This is a genomic window from Bifidobacterium myosotis, from assembly GCF_002259745.1.
Classification (GTDB): domain Bacteria; phylum Actinomycetota; class Actinomycetes; order Actinomycetales; family Bifidobacteriaceae; genus Bifidobacterium; species Bifidobacterium myosotis.
Genome location: NZ_MWWW01000009.1, coordinates 57923 through 75054 on the forward strand (window position 1 = coordinate 57923; position 17132 = coordinate 75054).

Annotated in this window: 10 protein-coding genes, 1 tRNA gene, 1 rRNA gene and 1 pseudogene; 3 read left to right on the forward strand and 10 right to left on the reverse strand. The window is 62.4% G+C overall.

Features of this window, described 5'->3' with window-relative positions:
- Positions 1 to 18: 18 nt before the first annotated feature.
- Positions 19 to 1341, reverse strand: coding sequence for an NUDIX domain-containing protein (locus BMYO_RS12330; RefSeq protein ID WP_169834056.1), 1323 nt, complete (start codon positions 1339 to 1341; stop codon positions 19 to 21).
- A gap of 86 nt (positions 1342 to 1427) precedes the next feature.
- On the opposite strand from BMYO_RS12330, the gene BMYO_RS05115 reads away from it, so the two are divergent.
- On the forward strand, positions 1428 to 2849 hold the full coding sequence (locus tag BMYO_RS05115; protein ID WP_094667441.1) for a CCA tRNA nucleotidyltransferase: 1422 nt from the start codon (positions 1428 to 1430) through the stop codon (positions 2847 to 2849).
- Between the two features lie 87 nt (positions 2850 to 2936).
- Here BMYO_RS05115 and BMYO_RS05120 read toward each other — a convergent pair whose 3' ends face one another.
- From BMYO_RS05120 to BMYO_RS12575, 7 genes and pseudogenes are all read right to left on the reverse strand, one after another.
- Positions 2937 to 3620 carry a LytR C-terminal domain-containing protein gene (locus tag BMYO_RS05120; RefSeq protein ID WP_094667442.1) on the reverse strand — a complete coding sequence of 228 codons (684 nt, stop codon included), beginning with the start codon at positions 3618 to 3620 and terminating at the stop codon, positions 2937 to 2939.
- A gap of 44 nt (positions 3621 to 3664) precedes the next feature.
- On the reverse strand, positions 3665 to 4729 hold the full coding sequence (locus BMYO_RS05125; protein WP_233428161.1) for a 4-(cytidine 5'-diphospho)-2-C-methyl-D-erythritol kinase: 1065 nt from the start codon (positions 4727 to 4729) through the stop codon (positions 3665 to 3667).
- On the reverse strand, positions 4726 to 5736 hold the full coding sequence (gene rsmA / locus BMYO_RS05130; protein ID WP_094667443.1) for a 16S rRNA (adenine(1518)-N(6)/adenine(1519)-N(6))-dimethyltransferase RsmA: 1011 nt from the start codon (positions 5734 to 5736) through the stop codon (positions 4726 to 4728). The genes BMYO_RS05125 and rsmA overlap by 4 nt, the downstream gene beginning before the upstream one ends.
- Positions 5737 to 5832: 96 nt before the next feature.
- Positions 5833 to 7338, reverse strand: a complete 1506-nt coding sequence (locus BMYO_RS05135) for an aggregation-promoting factor C-terminal-like domain-containing protein (protein WP_094667444.1) — start codon at positions 7336 to 7338, stop codon at positions 5833 to 5835.
- Positions 7339 to 7768: 430 nt separating this feature from the next.
- Positions 7769 to 7842 (reverse strand) — tRNA-Thr (locus BMYO_RS05140).
- A 141-nt stretch (positions 7843 to 7983) separates the two neighbouring features.
- Positions 7984 to 8946, reverse strand: coding sequence for a DsbA family protein (locus tag BMYO_RS05145; protein ID WP_094667445.1), 963 nt, complete (start codon positions 8944 to 8946; stop codon positions 7984 to 7986).
- A 1734-nt stretch (positions 8947 to 10680) separates the two neighbouring features.
- Positions 10681 to 11709, reverse strand: a pseudogene (locus BMYO_RS12575) (serine/threonine-protein kinase); the annotation flags it as partial.
- A 754-nt stretch (positions 11710 to 12463) separates the two neighbouring features.
- On the opposite strand from BMYO_RS12575, the gene BMYO_RS05155 reads away from it, so the two are divergent.
- Complete coding sequence (locus BMYO_RS05155; protein WP_094667447.1) at positions 12464 to 15379, forward strand: beta-glucosidase; 2916 nt, start codon at positions 12464 to 12466, stop codon at positions 15377 to 15379.
- A gap of 424 nt (positions 15380 to 15803) precedes the next feature.
- On the opposite strand, the gene BMYO_RS05160 is transcribed toward BMYO_RS05155, so the two are convergent.
- Complete coding sequence (locus tag BMYO_RS05160) at positions 15804 to 15995, reverse strand: hypothetical protein (protein WP_094667448.1); 192 nt, start codon at positions 15993 to 15995, stop codon at positions 15804 to 15806.
- 104 nt (positions 15996 to 16099) lie between these two features.
- Complete coding sequence (locus BMYO_RS11485) at positions 16100 to 16543, reverse strand: hypothetical protein (RefSeq protein ID WP_143249118.1); 444 nt, start codon at positions 16541 to 16543, stop codon at positions 16100 to 16102.
- 194 nt (positions 16544 to 16737) lie between these two features.
- Here BMYO_RS11485 and BMYO_RS05165 point away from each other — a divergent pair.
- A 16S ribosomal RNA gene (locus BMYO_RS05165) occupies positions 16738 to 17132 on the forward strand; the annotation flags it as partial.

The following is a 17132-nucleotide window of genomic DNA, read 5'->3' on the forward strand; positions in this document are numbered from 1 at the left end:
GTAATACTGCGGGTAGATTCACTCGTTTGCCTGCCTGTTCTTCTTCCTGGCATACAGCCATGCGATTTTACGCTCGTTCGGGTAGCTCAGCACATCGTCCAAATCGTCGAATCGCACCCAAATGGCGTCCTCGGCCTCATGATCCGGATCGCCTTCGACCGTCAGCTCGCCGCCGGTCTGCCGCAGCGCAAAGTGATGCACTAGCTTGTGCACGCGTTGCGTGGTGCCGGTGAACCAGTAGTCGATGGTGGCGATGGAATCGATGACCTCGCCCAGGATGCCGGTCTCCTCGTGCACTTCACGCACGGCGGTCTGCTGCGGGGTCTCGCCCTTCTCGATGTGCCCCTTGGGCAGGCACCATTCAAGATGGCCGGAACGGGAATGCCGCGCGATGATCGCCACGCGGTTGTGCTTGTCGAAGATGAGACCGCCGGCGGAATACTCGCGTACGACCGGCAGTTCCTGCGCGTCCAGCGAGGCGAAGGTGGTCGGGCCGTCCGAGGCTCGACGCTGCGGCATCATGGCTGGTGTCGGGCCGCTGGGCGTCTGCACGGGTGCAGGGGGTTGCGCGGAGGACGGCATGTCGGAATCCGCCGTCGGCAGGGCGCGCCGCGCGCCATCCTTGGTAACGCCGGTGCCGGGGCCGTACGTGATTCCGGCATGACGGAGTCGGCCGAACACCGTGGCCGGTGTCGGGCCGCTGATGGCGATTTGCCCAGCCGCGACCGTGGCTGCCGATGCCGTGGCCGCCGCTGCCGAGGTCACGGTCAGGGTCGGCGACGCCGATGGTTCGGCAAGGTCGGCAAGTTCGTTCAAGTCGTCAAGGCCATCCAGATCAGCCGAACCGCCTGTCTCGGCGGCGGGATTCCCCGGAACGGCCGTGTCCGCGTCTTCGATCGGGACGCCGGTGGCGAGTGCCGCGGCAATGGCGCCGGTCTCGCCGGCGATGCCTTCGGCCTGCCCCTCGATGGTTCCGTTGGCGGTGGCGATGGTCACCGTGGCCCGCACGCCGAATACGGTGGCGGGCGTAGGATGAATCGTCGGGCGCATCATCGGTTGACCTGTCGGGCCACCGGTTTGGGATGCGGGCCGAATAATGGACGAACGCGACGGATGGGATGCGGAATCGGCTGCCTGGGCAACGTCGTCATCGTCGGCGGACTCTGTTGCGGCGCTGGTCGGCCGTGCGCCGACGGACGGGTCGCGCGGCCGACTATTCGGCGAGGAATCGGCGGAATGCCGCGGAGTTTCGGAGGTATACAGCAGCTGGTCTTGGGTACGGTTATCCGCCGAATCAGGTGTTTGCCGCAGCATGCGGGCAAAGTCGGCGGGCGTAATCATATTCTCCACCATACTCAATCCCGTGTGCAGGTGGGGTAACGGTATGCTGGTAGGGCAGAAAAACGTCGCGAACGGGGGAGTGCCCATTGGATTTCGAAGTATGGCCCGAAGCCATCGAACTTGGCAGGATGTTCGCCGAACAGGGCTACGAGCTGGCTTTGGTCGGCGGACCGGTGCGGGATCTGCTGTTGCATCGGCACAGTCACGATCTGGACTTCTGCTCATCCGCGCGGCCTGAACAGTTCGAACCGATCCTGCGACGCTGGGGGCATGACGGTTTCTGGGACATGGGCCGCAAGTTCGGCACGCTCGGCGCAATGCGCCGTCGCCCGGACGGTACCGAAGTGAAGGTGGAGGTGACCACCTACCGGTCCGACACCTACGATCCCGACTCGCGCAAACCTGAGGTCAATTACGGCGACACCTTGGAGGGCGATCTGTCCCGTCGCGACTTCACCGTCAATGCGATGGCGTTGCGTGTGCCGGACCTCGAGTTCGTCGATCCGTTCGGCGGCGCGAATGATCTGGCCAAAGGCGTGCTGCGTACGCCGGTCGATCCTCGCCAGTCCTTTGACGATGATCCGCTGCGCATGATGCGCGCGGTGCGATTCGTGGCCCAACTGGGCTTCACGATCGCGCCGGATGCCGCCGAGGCCATCACCTCCATGCGTGACCGCATCGACATCGTCTCCGCGGAACGCGTGCGCGATGAATTGACCAAGCTCCTGCTGTCCGACCGTCCGCGCGCCGGCCTCGAGGCGCTGGTCGAATCAGGGCTTGCGGACATCGTCTTCCCGGAGATTCCGGCCCTGCAGCTGCAGATCGACGAACACCACCGGCATAAGGACGTCTTCGAGCACACGATGATTGTGCTGGAACGCGCGATCGCACTGGAAACCGGTCCGGACGGCCCGGTGCCGGCCCCGGACCTGACCCTGCGTCTTGCGGCCGTGATGCATGACATCGGCAAGCCGAAGACCCGCAAGTTCGAGCCGGGCGGCAAGGTGAGCTTCCACCATCACGATGCGGTGGGCGCCAAGATGACCCGCAAGCGGTTGAAGGCGCTGCGGTTCGATCATCATCTCATCGAAGACGTCTCCGAACTGGTGAACATGCATCTGCGGTTCCACGGGTATGTGGACGAGCCATGGACCGATTCGGCCGTGCGCCGGTATGTCAAGGATGCCGGGCACCTGTACGAACGGCTCAACCGGCTGACGAGGGCGGACGCCACCACGCAGAACAAGCGCAAGGCGCAGATCTTCTCCGATGCCATGGATGAGATGGAGGAGCGCGTCCGCGAACTCAAGAAGAAAGAGGACTTCGACGCGATCCGTCCCGACGTGGACGGCAACGAGATCATGGAGCTTCTGGGGCTTGCGCCGGGGCCGATGGTCGGGCGCGCCTACAAGCACATGCTCGACTACCGTCTCGATAACGGCCCGGTCGACCATGACGTGGCCGTGGCCGAACTCAAGCGCTGGTACGCCGAAGTCACGGAACAGTAGCGTGGATACAAGTAAGGGTCCTCACGGACCCTTACTTCATACGTACTGCGCGCGCATCATATTGCGCGTGCATATTGTGCGTAACGGCTACTGCTGCTGGGTCTGCTGCGCGGTGTAGGCGGTGTGGTCGGTGTCTGCCGGCAGGTTGGTCATCTTGTCTGCGGCCTTGCAGCCTTCGACATTGGTGATTTCCTTGCCCTCCTGCGGGGAAGCGTCCTCATTCTGCAGATCGGTGAACGTGGCGCCGAGTACCACATCGATAAGCTGGTCCTCGCGGGCCGTCATGATCATCGTGGCATCGGTGAAGTTGCCGGCCAACGTATAGGCCTCGTTGACGGCGTTCTTGCCGAAGTAGATCGTCGTGCGCTCCACGTTGGACACGTTCTCCATCACCGGCTTGCCCTTGACGATTTTCTTCACCTGATAATTGCCGATGAACTGTACACTGAATCCGCGCTTGGTCAGCGCGCCGCCCACGGCCTTGGCGAATCCCAGATGCGCGGTGCCGTTAAGCACTCGAATGCCCACCGAGCCATTGGCCACGTACTTGGCCTTGCCGTCCTTGCCAGCCACGGCGCAGGGGGCCACGTTGCCGTAATTCGGCTCAGTGGTGGGTGTCACGTACGCGCCCAGTCCGAACAGGTGGAAATTGAACATCAGCGCGACGACGAGGATGATTGCCAGCGCCGTTCCGGTGATGGAGAACACGACGGTCTGACGGCGGCGTACATACGCCTTGCGAGCCTCACGTTCGTATACCTGTTGCGTCATCGTTCGACTTCCTTCTGGGGTTGTGGCTTGTTGCTACCTTAGCGTCACTGCCTGACGCCGATAATGGGCTTGGCAGGGGCTTTCGCGCGGATGATCCGATCCACCAGACCGTCGCCGCGCCAAGCGCCGATCACCTTCGCGGCGACGGCGTCATCGGCCACGAACGCCACCACGGACGGGCCCGAGCCGGAAACGAACGCATGGTGTGCGCCGGCCCGTGCGGCGGCGTCGATCGCCTGTCCGCTACGCGGATGCAGGTCGATTGCCGCTGACTGCAGATGATTGCGATTCGCGGAGGCGGCACCGGCCTTCGCGCTCAAGGTATCGAATTTGCGATACACGTCCGGCGTGCGCAGCTGCGTCTGATAGGCACCGATGAGTACCTCCCCGGCAAATCCTTGGGCGATCAGGCTGCGCCCGGCCGACGAGTCGAAGGCGATGTCCTCGATCTGCTCGCCGTATCCGGTGCCGTGCGCGAATCCTCCGGTCAGGCAGAACGGCATATCCGCGCCCAGCGTGGCGGCGATGCCGCGCAGCCGTTCGATGGGCCAGCCCAATCCCCACAGACGGTTGACGGCCAGTATGGTGGCGGCGGCATCTGCCGATCCGCCGCCGAGGCCGGCGCCCACGGGGATGCGTTTGGTGATGGTCAGGGCCACGTCCGGGTCGCGGCCGGCGGCCTGCGCCATGGCGAACAACGCCAACACCGCATGATTGCGGCGCATGTCGCTGTCCGAAGCTGCGAGATCGCCCAGATGGGCGCCCGCGAGGTCCAATGAGAACCCGGTGCCCGCCCGTTTTGCCGAGGCGGTCACCGTGTCGTATACGCCCACCGCGCAATAGATGGTGTCCAACTCGTGACGGCCTCCCCATTCGGCATGGGTGGGGCCGACCTCGAGGGTGAGGTTGGTCTTGGCGGGGCAATCCACGCTCACCGTGACGCCGCTCGTGATGTTGCCCGTGATGCTGCCGTCGTCGGATCCGTTCGCACGATCAGATTTGGGCCTGCGCGTCGGTTGGGATGCCGTCGATTCCCGCTCCGATGCCGGAGTGCTAGTGGCCGTCCGCCCATCCGCATTCCGTATCGGGTGGGTCATCACCGCGGTCACCGTGCCACCTCGGTGGCGACCCCCGCGGCTTCGGCGGCCTGCAACGCCTTGGCCAGGCTGGCGAATTCCTCGATGGTCAGCGTTTCGCCGCGGCGGGTCTGGTCGATGTTCGCGGCCGTGAACACGTCGGACGGAACCAGCTGCTTCAATGCCGCATGCAGGGTTTTGCGGCGCTGGCCGAATGCGGCGTCGATGAGCTTGAACGTGAGCTCACGGTCGGCGGCATCCGGGCCGGAATCCGGGGCAGCCGGATCGTCGGCGGCGTAGCGGGTGAACTTGACCAGTGCGGAATCCACATTCGGCGCCGGCCAGAACACGTTGCGACCGATGGTGCCCACACGCTCGGCCGTGCCGTACCAGGCGAGTTTGACGCTCGGGGTGCCGTAGATCTTGGAACCGGGCTTGGCGGAGAGGCGGTCGGCCACCTCCTTCTGCACCATCACCAGGAATGAGCCGAGGTTATCGAAGCGTTCGAGCAGCGTCAGCAGAATCGGCGTGGCGACGTTGTACGGCAGATTGGCCACCAAGGTGAACGACCGGTCGTCATTGAAATCGGGCATGTTCTGCGGCGTCACCGTGAGCGCGTCGCGGTTGACCACGGTGAGGCGTCCGGCGGCGTCGGGCATGAACTCGGCCACGGTGTCCGGCAGGCGCTCGGCCAGCGGCGGATCGATTTCGACGGCGGTCATCGTGGCGCCGGTCTCCAGAATCGCCAGAGTCAGCGAGCCGAGGCCGGGACCGACCTCCATCACATGATCGGTGGCGGTGACGCCCGCTTCACGCACGATGCGACGGACCGTGCCCGGATCGATTACGAAATTCTGGCCGAACTTCTTGGTCGGGCTGACGCCGGCCTCGTCCGCGATGCGACGGATGTCCGCGGCGCCCAAAAGGCGGCCGGCGGCGGATGCGGTCGGGTGGCCGTCCGCCGAGGCTTGCGAGGTCGGCGCTGCGGCCTGTGCTTCGGTGCCTTTCCCGGTCGGGGCGGAGGTGGTTTCGGTTTCCATAAGTCTGTCCAAGTCTGTCCTTTGATGATTGCCCGGCATATGACGGGCGGATTCGTGCGGCTGGGTCTTCTCGCTGCCGGGGATTGGGCTGGCCGACTAGTACCAGCCGACGTCTTCGGAATGCTGCCAGGCCACCGACGGGCTGCCGTAGCGCTCGGCGATGTACGCCAGACCCCAGTCGATCTGCACTGCGGCGTCATCGCGGTAGTTGGCGCCGAACGCGGCCATTTTGTCGGCCGGCAGGGCCTGCGGGATGCCGTAGGCCCCGGAGCTGGCGTTTTCGGCGTACCACAGCCAGCTCGACTCGCGCGTCCACAGTTTGACCAGGCAGTCCCATTCATTGCCGGTCCAGCCGCGCTGTGCCGCCGCTCCCGAGGCGTAGGCCTGTGCCTGGGCCGGGGTCGGATGCCAGAGACGGCCTGACGGGGCGGGGTCCGGCGAAGGCGTCGGGGTGGGTGTCGGGGTTGGCTCGGGGGTGGCGTTGTCGCCGCCATCGGAAGGCTCGTCGCTGGCGTTGCCGTCGTTATTCGATTCGTTGCCGGAGCCGTTTCCGTCCGAGCCGTTGGTGTCCGTGTTGCCGTTGCCGGTGTTACCGGAATTGTTGGAATCACCACCGTTGCCGGAGCCGTTGCCTGTCCCACCGTTGTCGCCGGAGCCGGTCCCGCTTCCAGTCCCATTCGAGCCGGCGCTGTTGCCGGTACCGGACCCGTTGCCGATATTCGACGATCCGGAATCACCCTTGTTGGCTGACGAAGACGGCCCGACGGCGATGATCTGATCGATAGCCATCGTGGTCACGGTTTCGGATTTCAGTGTTTCCGACTCGGCCACGCCGTCCACGTACGTGACGTCGTACACCTGGGTCTTCTGGCCGTTGACGCCCTGCTGGCGGATTTCCGTCGTACCGGGGGCGAGGGAGCTGTCCACGATGGTGCGGGTGGAGAACGGAATGGCGACGGTGCGCGTCTCCTCGCCATGGGTCACGCGCCGCACGCGCAGAATCGTCTTGTCGCCGTCTTTCTCGACGCTGACTCGGTCCTCCTTACCCAGCACGATGCCTTTGGAATCGAGGATGGAGGCCGCCGGCAGCTTGCCGTTGGGGGCCACGGAGCTCTTGCCGTCCGCGATGACGGTCACCGGGCCCTGCTGATTGATGACCAACCCGCCGGTGAGCTGGTTGTACACGTTTTTGATGTCGACGGTGATTTTGGCGGCGTTCGTTTCGTTTTCCTGGAAGAAGCCGAGCAGTTGGTCGGCGCTCGTGGCCACGGTCCAGAACGGCACGGACACGCCGTCGATGTTGATGGTGGTCTGATAGGCGGAGCGAACGGTGACTACGGCATGATCCTCCAGTCGATTGCCGGAGGACGTCTCCACGATGTCGTGCGTTTTGACGTCGATGCCCTGCTCCTGCAACAGACGCGAGGCCGTCATGGCATAGGTGGTGACCTGTGTGGTCTGGCCGTTGACGCTCAGCGCCACGGTTTTGCGGGCGGTGAAGGCGAACGTGCCGCCCATGGCCAGACTCAGCGCCAGAACGCTGGCAATCACGCGGATGCGACGCAGTGCAACAAACCGCTGCGGGGTCCAACGCCGTGCCATGCTTTCCTTCCTGTCGTACCGAAGTTCTACGCCACCATCGTAATGGTTGGGGCTGCCGCACGGCCGTCTCGGCCGGTCACCGTCACCATTCCTGCCCGGTTCGTCCGGCGATTACACCGTTGATTGCGGCCTTGCGCTTCGTGCTGCGCAATGTTCGCTCGTGCGTTACGGGACCGGGTGTCGAAGTGCTCTCAAGAGCCCGGGGAACTGAACTGCGGATCTTTTCGGCATAAAGAGATAAAGAAGAAGGGGGCGGGAGAGAAGGGGATGTTCCCGCCCCCTGAAGGTGCGGAGCTAGTTGGGGGGACGCTCCGCCCTACTCCAGGAAGCCCATAGTTGGGGGAAGGCTCCTGGATTACTTACTCAAGGCAAGAATTCAGTGCGCAGAAAAACCGCGCATATCAATCATACGCTTTTTTCTTACGCGACGAGCCTCTTGTCGGGATCGAACCGACGACCTGCCGCTTACAAGGCGGCCGCTCTGGCCATCTGAGCTAAAGAGGCGTGTTGCCCAACGTCAACCGTTTGGAACAACTGAATAGCATACCAGCAGTCCCCGAGTTCGGGGTGCCTGTGTCGGGGGTGCCGCCGCATCGTGGGGCGATGCCGCGGCACCCGTTGTGGCGAATGCCGCCGTAAGACGAATCAGGCGGTGAGGCTGATTGGCTTGCCGTCGGCGCCGATGGAGGGCAGCTTGCCCTCCACGCCCACCTGATCGGAGCTGAGGCCCACGGCCTTGAGGAAGCCGTCGACCATGGTGGTGTCCGCTGCGGAAATCTGGCTCAGAGCCCAGTATTCACCGTTGATGGTGAGCGTGGGGGAGGAGAACCCGCCGGACGTGGAGAACAGCTCCGGGCGCAGCACCGTGTAGTTGTTCGAGGCGGTGAGCCAATCCACGTACTCATTCTTGCCGCTGAACGCGGCCGCGGCCACATCCTTGCTCACACCGGCCTTGACGGCCTGTTCCTCGAGCTTGCTGTTATCGACCGGCACGTAGTTCGACAGCTCGCCGGGCTGGAAGTCCGAGGCGTAGATGTTGTACAGGTAGTCCATGAGATGGTTCGGATCGTCGTCGTGCTCGGCGATGTAAATCGCGCCGTTGAACGCGCGGTTGGAGTAGTTGTCGGAGCTCTTGTTGTCCTGGAAGTTGAGGAAGTGCAGCTCGAGGTTGAGCTGTCCGGCGTCCATGAGCTTGACGAGCGTGGGGTCGAGCTGCTGGTTCACGGCGGCGCAGCCCGGGCACAGCGGTTCCATGTAGATGCCGACGGTGGGTACGCCCTCCACCTTCTGGCCGTAGCCCTTGTCGGAGACGAGGAAGCCGGCCTTGTCGTCGGCTTTGGCCGGCTTGGTGCCCACGGCCTCGAGCTTGCTGTAGGCCTCGTTGACATCGCCGCTGGCGCTGGAGGTGCTGTTGGTGATGGCGCGGTAGACGAAGAATCCGCCGACCGCCACCAGCACCACAACGAGAGCCACCACGATGATACCGATGATGGTCTGCTGCTTGCGTTCCTTGGCCGCCTGCTCGGCCTTGGCGCGCTGTGCCGCCTCCTCTGCCGCACGGCGCTCGGCGCGCGTGACACGCTTGGCCTGACGCTTTGGATCTGCCATGAATATCCCCCTGAAACAGTTCGATGGATGTGGCCCATCATAATGTCCGGTCCTGAGGAGGACTGCGCTCAGAGCGCATCCAAGATGAATTTCAGGTAAAAGTGGGGTGTTCGCGGGCTTATCCCCGTACTGGCTGTGCCATCCGAATGGCACACTGTGTCACACCGCTCACACCAGCGGCGTCCAGTCGATTGGATTACCGGCCAACGGCATCGCGATCATGGCCACGGTGACGACCAGCCAGATGGCGAACAGCACGGTGTCACGTCGGCCTCCCTTGGACTCGGCGTTGCCGGAAGATGCCGGTGCCGGCCGTACGACGGGCAGTCCATTCGGGCCGATGACCGGTGTCGCGTGCGCCGTCGGGGCGGTGGCCTGAGCCGTACTGGTCAGCAATGCCTCTCCGGCAGCCGTAATGCCATCCTTGCGCAACGCGGTCCCCTTCCGGATGCCACGCAATACGCCGGCACCTAGCCGAACGGTTGCGGATTGCGGGCCGAATACGGTGACCAGCCATCCTGCGGCCATGAATCCAGCCAACGTCAGCCCGGAGGCGGACGCCGGCATATCGGTGAGGATGGGCATCGGCAGGGACCACGGGCCGATGGGCAGTTGGGCCGTCTCCACGGGTAGATTCAGCAGCATCGCGGCGATGGCCGAACCAACCGAACATATGACGGTGATAAGGGCCATTCTGGGCAGTGTCAGCAGCAGTCCTTTGAGCAGATGCCACGGCAAGGTGGCTGCGCGGACCAGGGAATCAGAGCCTTTGCGCTCGCCGCCGCGCTTGCTTTCGCGGTCCAGTTGCGAGCTGGCGTCACAGGCAAGCGTCAACATCAGCCAGAGCATTGTCGCGGCGACGAACAGGGCGATGACCGGCAGGCTCGCGGTCAATGCGGCCAATGGCAGGGCGATGAACCACAGCGGCATCGTGCCGATGCTGAGGTATGCGTTGCGGCGGATGTCCGACGGATTGGGTGCGGACTGCGCCTGTACCAAGGCTTCGGTGGGGGAGACCTGCGCGGTGTGGTCGATCATGCGCTGCAGGGCCGGTCGGATGGACGGGTCGGCAACGGTGGGCTGCGCGTCCGGTGCTGCAGCGTACTGCCCGTACGGCTGGGCGGGACTGGCGTATGGGGTGTGCTGGCCGTACTGGTTGTATTGACCATATTGACTGTACGGGCCATACGAATTGGCGTCCCGACTGTCATTTGTGCCGAACGGGGGCTCGGTCGTTCCGTATTGCGGGTTGAACGGATCGGAGGAGTCATATTGCGCCGGCTGCGGCCGTGCGGGGGAAGCCGATGGCGGCGTGGCGGGCCGCGGCATGGGCGTCGTGCCGGCCACGCCGCGCCCGGCATGGGTTTCCGCCGATTCAGGGCTCGGGGATGTTGCTTGTCCTGCCCGTCCCACCAATGTGCGCGCCGACCGGGCATATGCGTCGGCGGGGCGCGATGCGCTCGCTGGTGCTGGTGCTGGTGCTGGTGCTGGTGCTGGCGCTGGCGCGGCCGTCATCATGATCATGGTCGTTGGAGGTGGCGGCGGACCGGCGGCCAACGCCTCGGTGCGGATGATGTCGGCGTCATCCTGCGCGCGCCAGATGGTGCGTGGATTGTCGCGGTCGATTCCGTGCGTTTCGGCGACTCCGCGCGTTGCGGGGGCGGTCTGCGCCGAGGATTCCGCACCGGGGTCAAGCCCTGAATCAGTATCCGGCGTCGCTTTCGCGGCGGAGAGGCTTGGGCCAAAAGGGCGCATCGCCTCGGCCGCATCACTGCCATCGGTGCTACCGGCTACGATGGCGGCGCCTCCGACGATTGCCCCGGCTCCGAACGGACCGGCCTGCGCGCCTTGCCAGGCGGTGGGATTCAGAGCGTCCAAGGCGATGGCCTGCAACAGTTGCTCCGGTGTGCAACGCTTCGCCCGGTCGGGGTTCAGTGCTGACCGGAAGGCCGCGAGCGTACCGGCCGGAAGACCGGTGAGATTCGCGTTGCCGGAGGCCGCGCGCTCCAGCACGGCCATCATCGGCTTGGTGCCGAACACGGGTGCGCCGGTCGCGGCGAACGCGAGCACTGACGCCACCGACCACCAGTCGGTCGCCTCGTCCGATTCCGCGCCTTCGATGATTTCCGGGGCGATGAAGCCGGGCGTGCCCATCACCAGACCCGTGCGGGTCACATGGCTTTCGCCCTCGCCCATCGCGATGCCGAAATCGACGAGCACCGGGCCGGATGCCGAGACCATCACATTGGTGGGCTTGATGTCGCGGTGGACGATGCCGACCGCATGCACGGCACGTACCGCTTCGATGAGCTTACGGGCCAGCCGTTCAAGGTCGTCGCCGATGTAGCGGCCGTTCACGGCCACGTCGTCCTTGAGGTTGCGTCCCTCGATGAGTTCGGTGACGATGAATGCCAGCGAATCATCCAGTTCCATATCCACGATGCCGCACACGCCCGGATGATTGACCTTCTTCAAGGCCATGGCCTCGCGGCGCAGACGTTCGCGCGGGGTGACGTCCGGCTTGAGATTGGGGTCCTGCTCGGCGGACGCGCCGGAGCCGGGCATGCCGGAGCCCGACGCATCATCGGACTCCTCGGCGAGCGAGTCGCGCAGTATCTTCATCGCGTAGTAGGCGCCGCCATCGTCGCGCACGCGCCACACCGAACCCATGGCACCCGAACCGAGACGTGAAATCAGCGTATAGCCGCCTACGATTTCGCCGGGTTCGAGATTCAATGCGTTCAGATCGCTCATGGTCCCCATCCTAGCCGTGCAAACGTGGGCGTGCCGTGATACCTGCGGATGACGTCTATGGGCCACGGGCATGTCCCTGCTTCATCGAGGGCATCGTGTTGTTAATCGTGAGTTGCGGTGCCGGTGAGGCATGTCTCTGCTTCATCGAGGGCGTGCTGTGATACCGGTTGGTGAACATCGCCGGGCCATTGGCGTCACGTTGTGCCTTCTACGGTGCCCGGCGGCGTTACTGCTGGCCCACGGTGTAGGGCTTGTCCCATGGTGTAGGGAATTGCCCACCGTGTAGGGAAAATCCCATGGTGTAGGGATGCAAAATGGCTTTATTCCGCGGATGGTAAAATTTTTCTCCCTACACGGTGGGATTTTCCCTACACGGTGGACCGTTCCCTACACCGTGGGGCGTAGTGCGGCGGCGCGGTGCGGCGGCATGGTGTGGTGCGGCGACGTGGTGCGGCGGCGATGCATGCCGTTTACGTATTTAATAGTGCCGTTTACGCGGTGAACAAGGTGTTGCCGGCGTGCATGTGGTAGCAGATTATGCGCGTGAAATGACAGGATGGGTGTAACGGCGCATCCGGCCGGCGCAAATCTGAGAATCTAAGGTCATCGGCATCAAGGACGTGTCAGCGAAGCGACCCAATGGTGAGCCAAGCGGACGTTCCCACGGACGGCAAGGTGCAAGGGCAGTGCCCGGCCATCCACACAAGGCCTCGATAACGGTATCGAAGCCATGCCGCGACAGTAAGAATCAAGGAGGAGAACCATGCTTAGCATCAATTGGAGCGACGTCTGGAATGTCGTCGCCTCGGTTATGCCGCAGCTCATCGCCATCGGCGTTGTACTGGTGTTGGCGCTTGCGCTGACCATCGGCATCAACAAGAAGACCGTCAAGAACGTAGGTACCCGCAAGCTTATCCACTCCGAGTCCTGGCTGGTGTTCCTGGTCGCCGTGGTCGTGGCGGTATCCATGATGCTGTTCGGCCCGCTGGCTTCGCTGCTCAACAGCGCCACCGCCACCAAGTACGAACTTTCGCAGACCACCATCTCCAACGCCAGCAAGCTGGCCAAGGAGATTCAGGCCGAGGCCATCACCATGCTCAAGAACGAGGATGGCAACCTGCCGCTGGCCAACAAGAAGGTCAACGTGTTCGGCTGGGGCTCTACGAATCCGGTCTATGGCGGTACGGGTTCCGGCTCGATGAACCAGAACTACGAGACCACCTCCCTGCTTGACGGACTCAAGGAGGCCGGCATCGAGACCAACGCCGACCTGAGCAAGCTGTACACCGACTATCGTTCCGACCGTCCGGTCGTGGCCATGGCCGAGCAGGATTGGACCCTGCCTGAGGTGCCGGCCGACCAGTATTCCGACTCGCTGATCTCCCAGGCCAAGAGCTTCTCCGACGAGGCCGTCGTGGTCATCACGCGTGTGGGAGGCGAGGGTGCCGATCTGCCTCTCAACATGAAGGCCAAGGGCATCACCTACACCAACAACTCCAAGGATTACGAGGACTTCAAGGACGGCGAGAGCTTCCTGGAGCTGAGCCAGACCGAGAAGAATATGATCGATCTGGTCACAAAGAACTTCGACAAGGTGACCGTCGTCTACAACGGTGCAAACGCGTTCGAACTGGGCTTCGTCGATCAGTATCCGCAGATCAAGTCCGTGCTGTGGTGCCCGCCCGCCGGCCAGACCGGCTTCTCGGCCCTCGGTGACGTGCTTGCTGGCGAGACCAATCCGTCCGGCAAGACTTCCGATACCTTTGTCAAGGATTTGACCACCCAGCCGAGCTATAACAACTTCGGCAACTTCAAGTACGACAACATGAGCGAATTCCCGACCGAGAACTTCGAGGAAGGCGAGACCTCCCCGGCGTTCGTCAACTACGTCGAGGGCATCTACGTGGGCTACAAGTACTGGGAGACCGCTGCAGACGAGGGTGCGATCAATTACGACGACTACGTGCAGTACCCGTTCGGCTATGGCCTGTCCTACACCACGTTCGACCAGAAGATGGGCGACGTGACCTATTCCGGCGGCAAGGTCAGCTTTGACGTGACCGTGACCAACACCGGCGACAAGGCCGGCAAGGACGTGGTCGAGGTCTACTACAATCCGCCGTACACCAACGGCGGCATTGAGAAGGCGTCCACGAACCTCGTGGCCTTCGAGAAGACCAAGGAGCTCGCTCCGGGCGCCTCCGAGACCGTAAAGATCGAGTTCGACGACGATGACATGGCCTCCTACGACGCCAAGGGCGCGAAGGCCTACGTGCTGGAAAAGGGCGATTACGACATCTCCATCCAGTCCGATTCCCACACGACCATCGCCGAGAAGACCATCACCGTGGATGATACGGTGACCTACAACTCGGACTCCAACACCCACAACGGCGACAAGACCGTGGCCACCAACGTGTTCGACGATGCGACCGGTGACGAGCTCGGCATCACCTACCTCTCGCGTGCCGACCACTTCGCCAACTACAAGAAGGCCACTGCCGCCCCGGCCACCTACACGCTGCCGGAGGACCTCAAGGCCAACTTCCGTAACAACTCCAACTACAAGGCCTCCGAAACCAACAACGATTCGGATGAGATGCCGACCACCGGCGCCAAGAACGGCGTCCGTCTGGCCGATTTGACCGGCAAGGATTACGACGATCCGCTGTGGAACCAGCTGCTCGACCAGCTGACCTTCGACGAGATGGACAACCTCATCGCCTTCGGTGGCTACGGCACCCAGGCCGTGAACTCCATCGGCAAGATCGCTCTGACCGACGTCGATGGCCCGGCCTCCCTGAACAACAACTTCACCGGCGTTGGCTCGATCGGCTTCCCGTCGTCCACCTCTGTGGCCTGCACTTGGAACAAGGATCTCGCTAAGCAGTTCGGTGACGGCATCGGCAACATGGCCCACGACATGCATGTCGCCGGCTGGTACGCCCCCGCCATGAACATCCATCGCAACGCCTTCGCAGGCCGTAACTTCGAGTACTTCTCTGAAGATGCCCTGCTCTCCGGCACGATGGCTTCCCAGCAGGTGGCCGGTGCTCAGGCCAAGGGCGTGTACGCCTTCATGAAGCACTTCGCTCTGAACGATCAGGAGACGAACCGATTGAGCGAGCTCAACACTTGGGCCAACGAGCAGTCGATTCGTGAAATCTACCTGAAGCCATTCGAGATGAGTGTCAAGGAAGGCGGCGCAGGCGCCGTGATGAGCTCCTTCAACTACATCGGCACCGAATGGGCCGGCTCCCACGCCGGTCTGCTCAACACCGTCCTTCGCGACGAGTGGGGCTTCCGTGGCATGGTCCTGACCGACTACTTCGGCGGCTACGGCTACCAGAACGCTGATCGTGCCATCCGTGGCGGCAACGACGTGATGCTCGCCACCACTGACGTGACCAACCACATCACCGACAAGTCCGCCACCTCCATCAAGGCCATGCGTACCGCCTCGCACAACATCCTCTACACAGCCGCCAACAGCTGGCTGTACGAGAACGGCGAGCCGGACGTGCCGACCCCGATCTGGAAGACCATCACCTACGTGGTCTGGGGCGTGACCGCCGTGCTGGTGATCGGTCTTGAGATTCTGACCGTCCAGAAGTACCTCAAGCGTCGCAAGCTGGCCGTCGTTTCGATTGACGCGCCCACGCCGGTCGCTCAGGCCTGAGTTGGCTGACTCGGTTGCGTCGGCTGCGACTGCTGCCTATGCAACCGAGTCGCCAGCGGCGACTGCCGCAGACAAGCAAACCGATGAGGCCTTTGCCCGATAACTGAATAACGAAGCGGCTCGCTCCATCTTCGGGCGAGCCGTTTCGTATATGCAACGTTTAAGGGAGAAGCGGGGCAGCCTGCGCGCGGCGGGTCACTTCCGCTATCCAGCTACGAAATAATTGAATATCGCTGAATAGCACAGCCGAATCCGATGCTGATCATCGTTGCCCTTTGATGACTGCACTGGATTCGGCTGTTTTCATTACGACGTTGTGCTGCTGTTTTGGTTATGTGCGGTTTGGTGGGGCGGATAAGCGGGACAGTAGGCGATTACCGCGCTGTGCGAAACAAATGTGGCATCGGGTTAGTGTCCTGCCCGCTCATACCGGAATCGTCTCCAGAGAGAATGGGCCGGTATCCTTGTCGCTGTCTCCAGTGGTGGAAATCAGCCCGTAGATATCTTTAAGGCACCAGGAGGCATAGATTGGCAAATACGTTATCCTGCCCTCATGCTCCACATTGCCGCGGGAGAGCACGATTCCCCGGCTGATTTGGTAATTCGGGTTCGCCATCACGGCATCGATTGCCGCATGTGCCCTGTAGGTGCGACCGGATTTGACCTCAAACGGTATGGCTGTGCCATCAGTGGGCGAATAATGGCTATACCACCCAGTATTTACAACTTCTCAATAATTTTGAGAAGTTTCACTAAGTTCTTTTTGGGGTGATTGAGAAGTCCAGATTTAGGCTCGGAGTCTTTTTTGCGGTCCATGCATATGAGAGCGGTGATGGGGTGAGACAGGGATTGGCTGCTCTGCCCATCCGGGGGCTTGCATGCGGGTGAATTTATGGGAAACACGCCGACGCGCAACAAGTAATACCTATTTTTCGGTTGCTGGCGGCGGTATATTGGCAGTAACGGCGTGTCGAGAACGTTGTTTTCGACACGCCGGGGGAACGCCGTCGTTTCAACGATTTTGGCGTGGTTTTCGCATGCCGGTTTGCGTTCCTGTTCCTGTTCGTGTAAATTACTTCCTTGCTGCCGCTGAGCGGTCTGGTTGATTCCTTCTTGTTGGTTTTGCCGGGCTGGTTTGTGTGTGGTGGTGGTTTGAGAACTCAAGAGCGTGTTTGTACTACTTCTTTATAGTCAATGATTGCCAGTCCATTGCCTGCCTGCTGGTTTTCTGGTGGGTGCCTGAGAGATGGTTGAATGGTGATGGGGTTTTGTGTGAGAGGTCCTTTTCCTTATAAAGGATTTTTCTCGTCTTTTTTGTTTTGAGGGTCTGTTTTTCGGGCTTTCTTCATGAATGTTTTTTTGTGGAGGGTTCGATTCTGGCTCAGGATGAACGCTGGCGGCGTGCTTAACACATGCAAGTCGAACGGGATCCCGGACTTCGGTTTGGGTGAGAGTGGCGAACGGGTGAGTAATGCGTGACCGACCTGCCCTGTACTGCGGAATAGCTCCTGGAAACGGGTGGTAATGCCGCATGCTCCGCACTGCTGCATGGTGGTGCGGGAAAGGTTTTTCCGGTATGGGATGGGGTCGCGTCCTATCAGGTAGTCGGCGGGGTGATGGCCCACCGAGCCTATGACGGGTAGCCGGCCTGAGAGGGCGACCGGCCACATTGGGACTGAGATACGGCCCAGACTCCTACGGGAGGCAGCAGTGGGGAATATTGCACAATGGGCGCAAGCCTGATGCAGCGACG

Bases quoted from the DNA above. Each gene is read 5' to 3' on its own strand.
- BMYO_RS12330 (WP_169834056.1), bottom strand. From the start codon at position 1,341: ATGATTACGCCCGCCGACTTTGCCCGCATGCTGCGGCAAACACCTGAT.
- BMYO_RS05120 (WP_094667442.1), bottom strand. From the start codon at position 3,620: ATGACGCAACAGGTATACGAACGTGAGGCTCGCAAGGCGTATGTACGC.
- rsmA (WP_094667443.1), bottom strand. From the start codon at position 5,736: ATGGAAACCGAAACCACCTCCGCCCCGACCGGGAAAGGCACCGAAGCA.
- BMYO_RS05135 (WP_094667444.1), bottom strand. From the start codon at position 7,338: ATGGCACGGCGTTGGACCCCGCAGCGGTTTGTTGCACTGCGTCGCATC.
- BMYO_RS05145 (WP_094667445.1), bottom strand. From the start codon at position 8,946: ATGGCAGATCCAAAGCGTCAGGCCAAGCGTGTCACGCGCGCCGAGCGC.
- BMYO_RS05155 (WP_094667447.1), top strand. From the start codon at position 12,464: ATGCTTAGCATCAATTGGAGCGACGTCTGGAATGTCGTCGCCTCGGTT.
- BMYO_RS05160 (WP_094667448.1), bottom strand. From the start codon at position 15,995: ATGGCGAACCCGAATTACCAAATCAGCCGGGGAATCGTGCTCTCCCGC.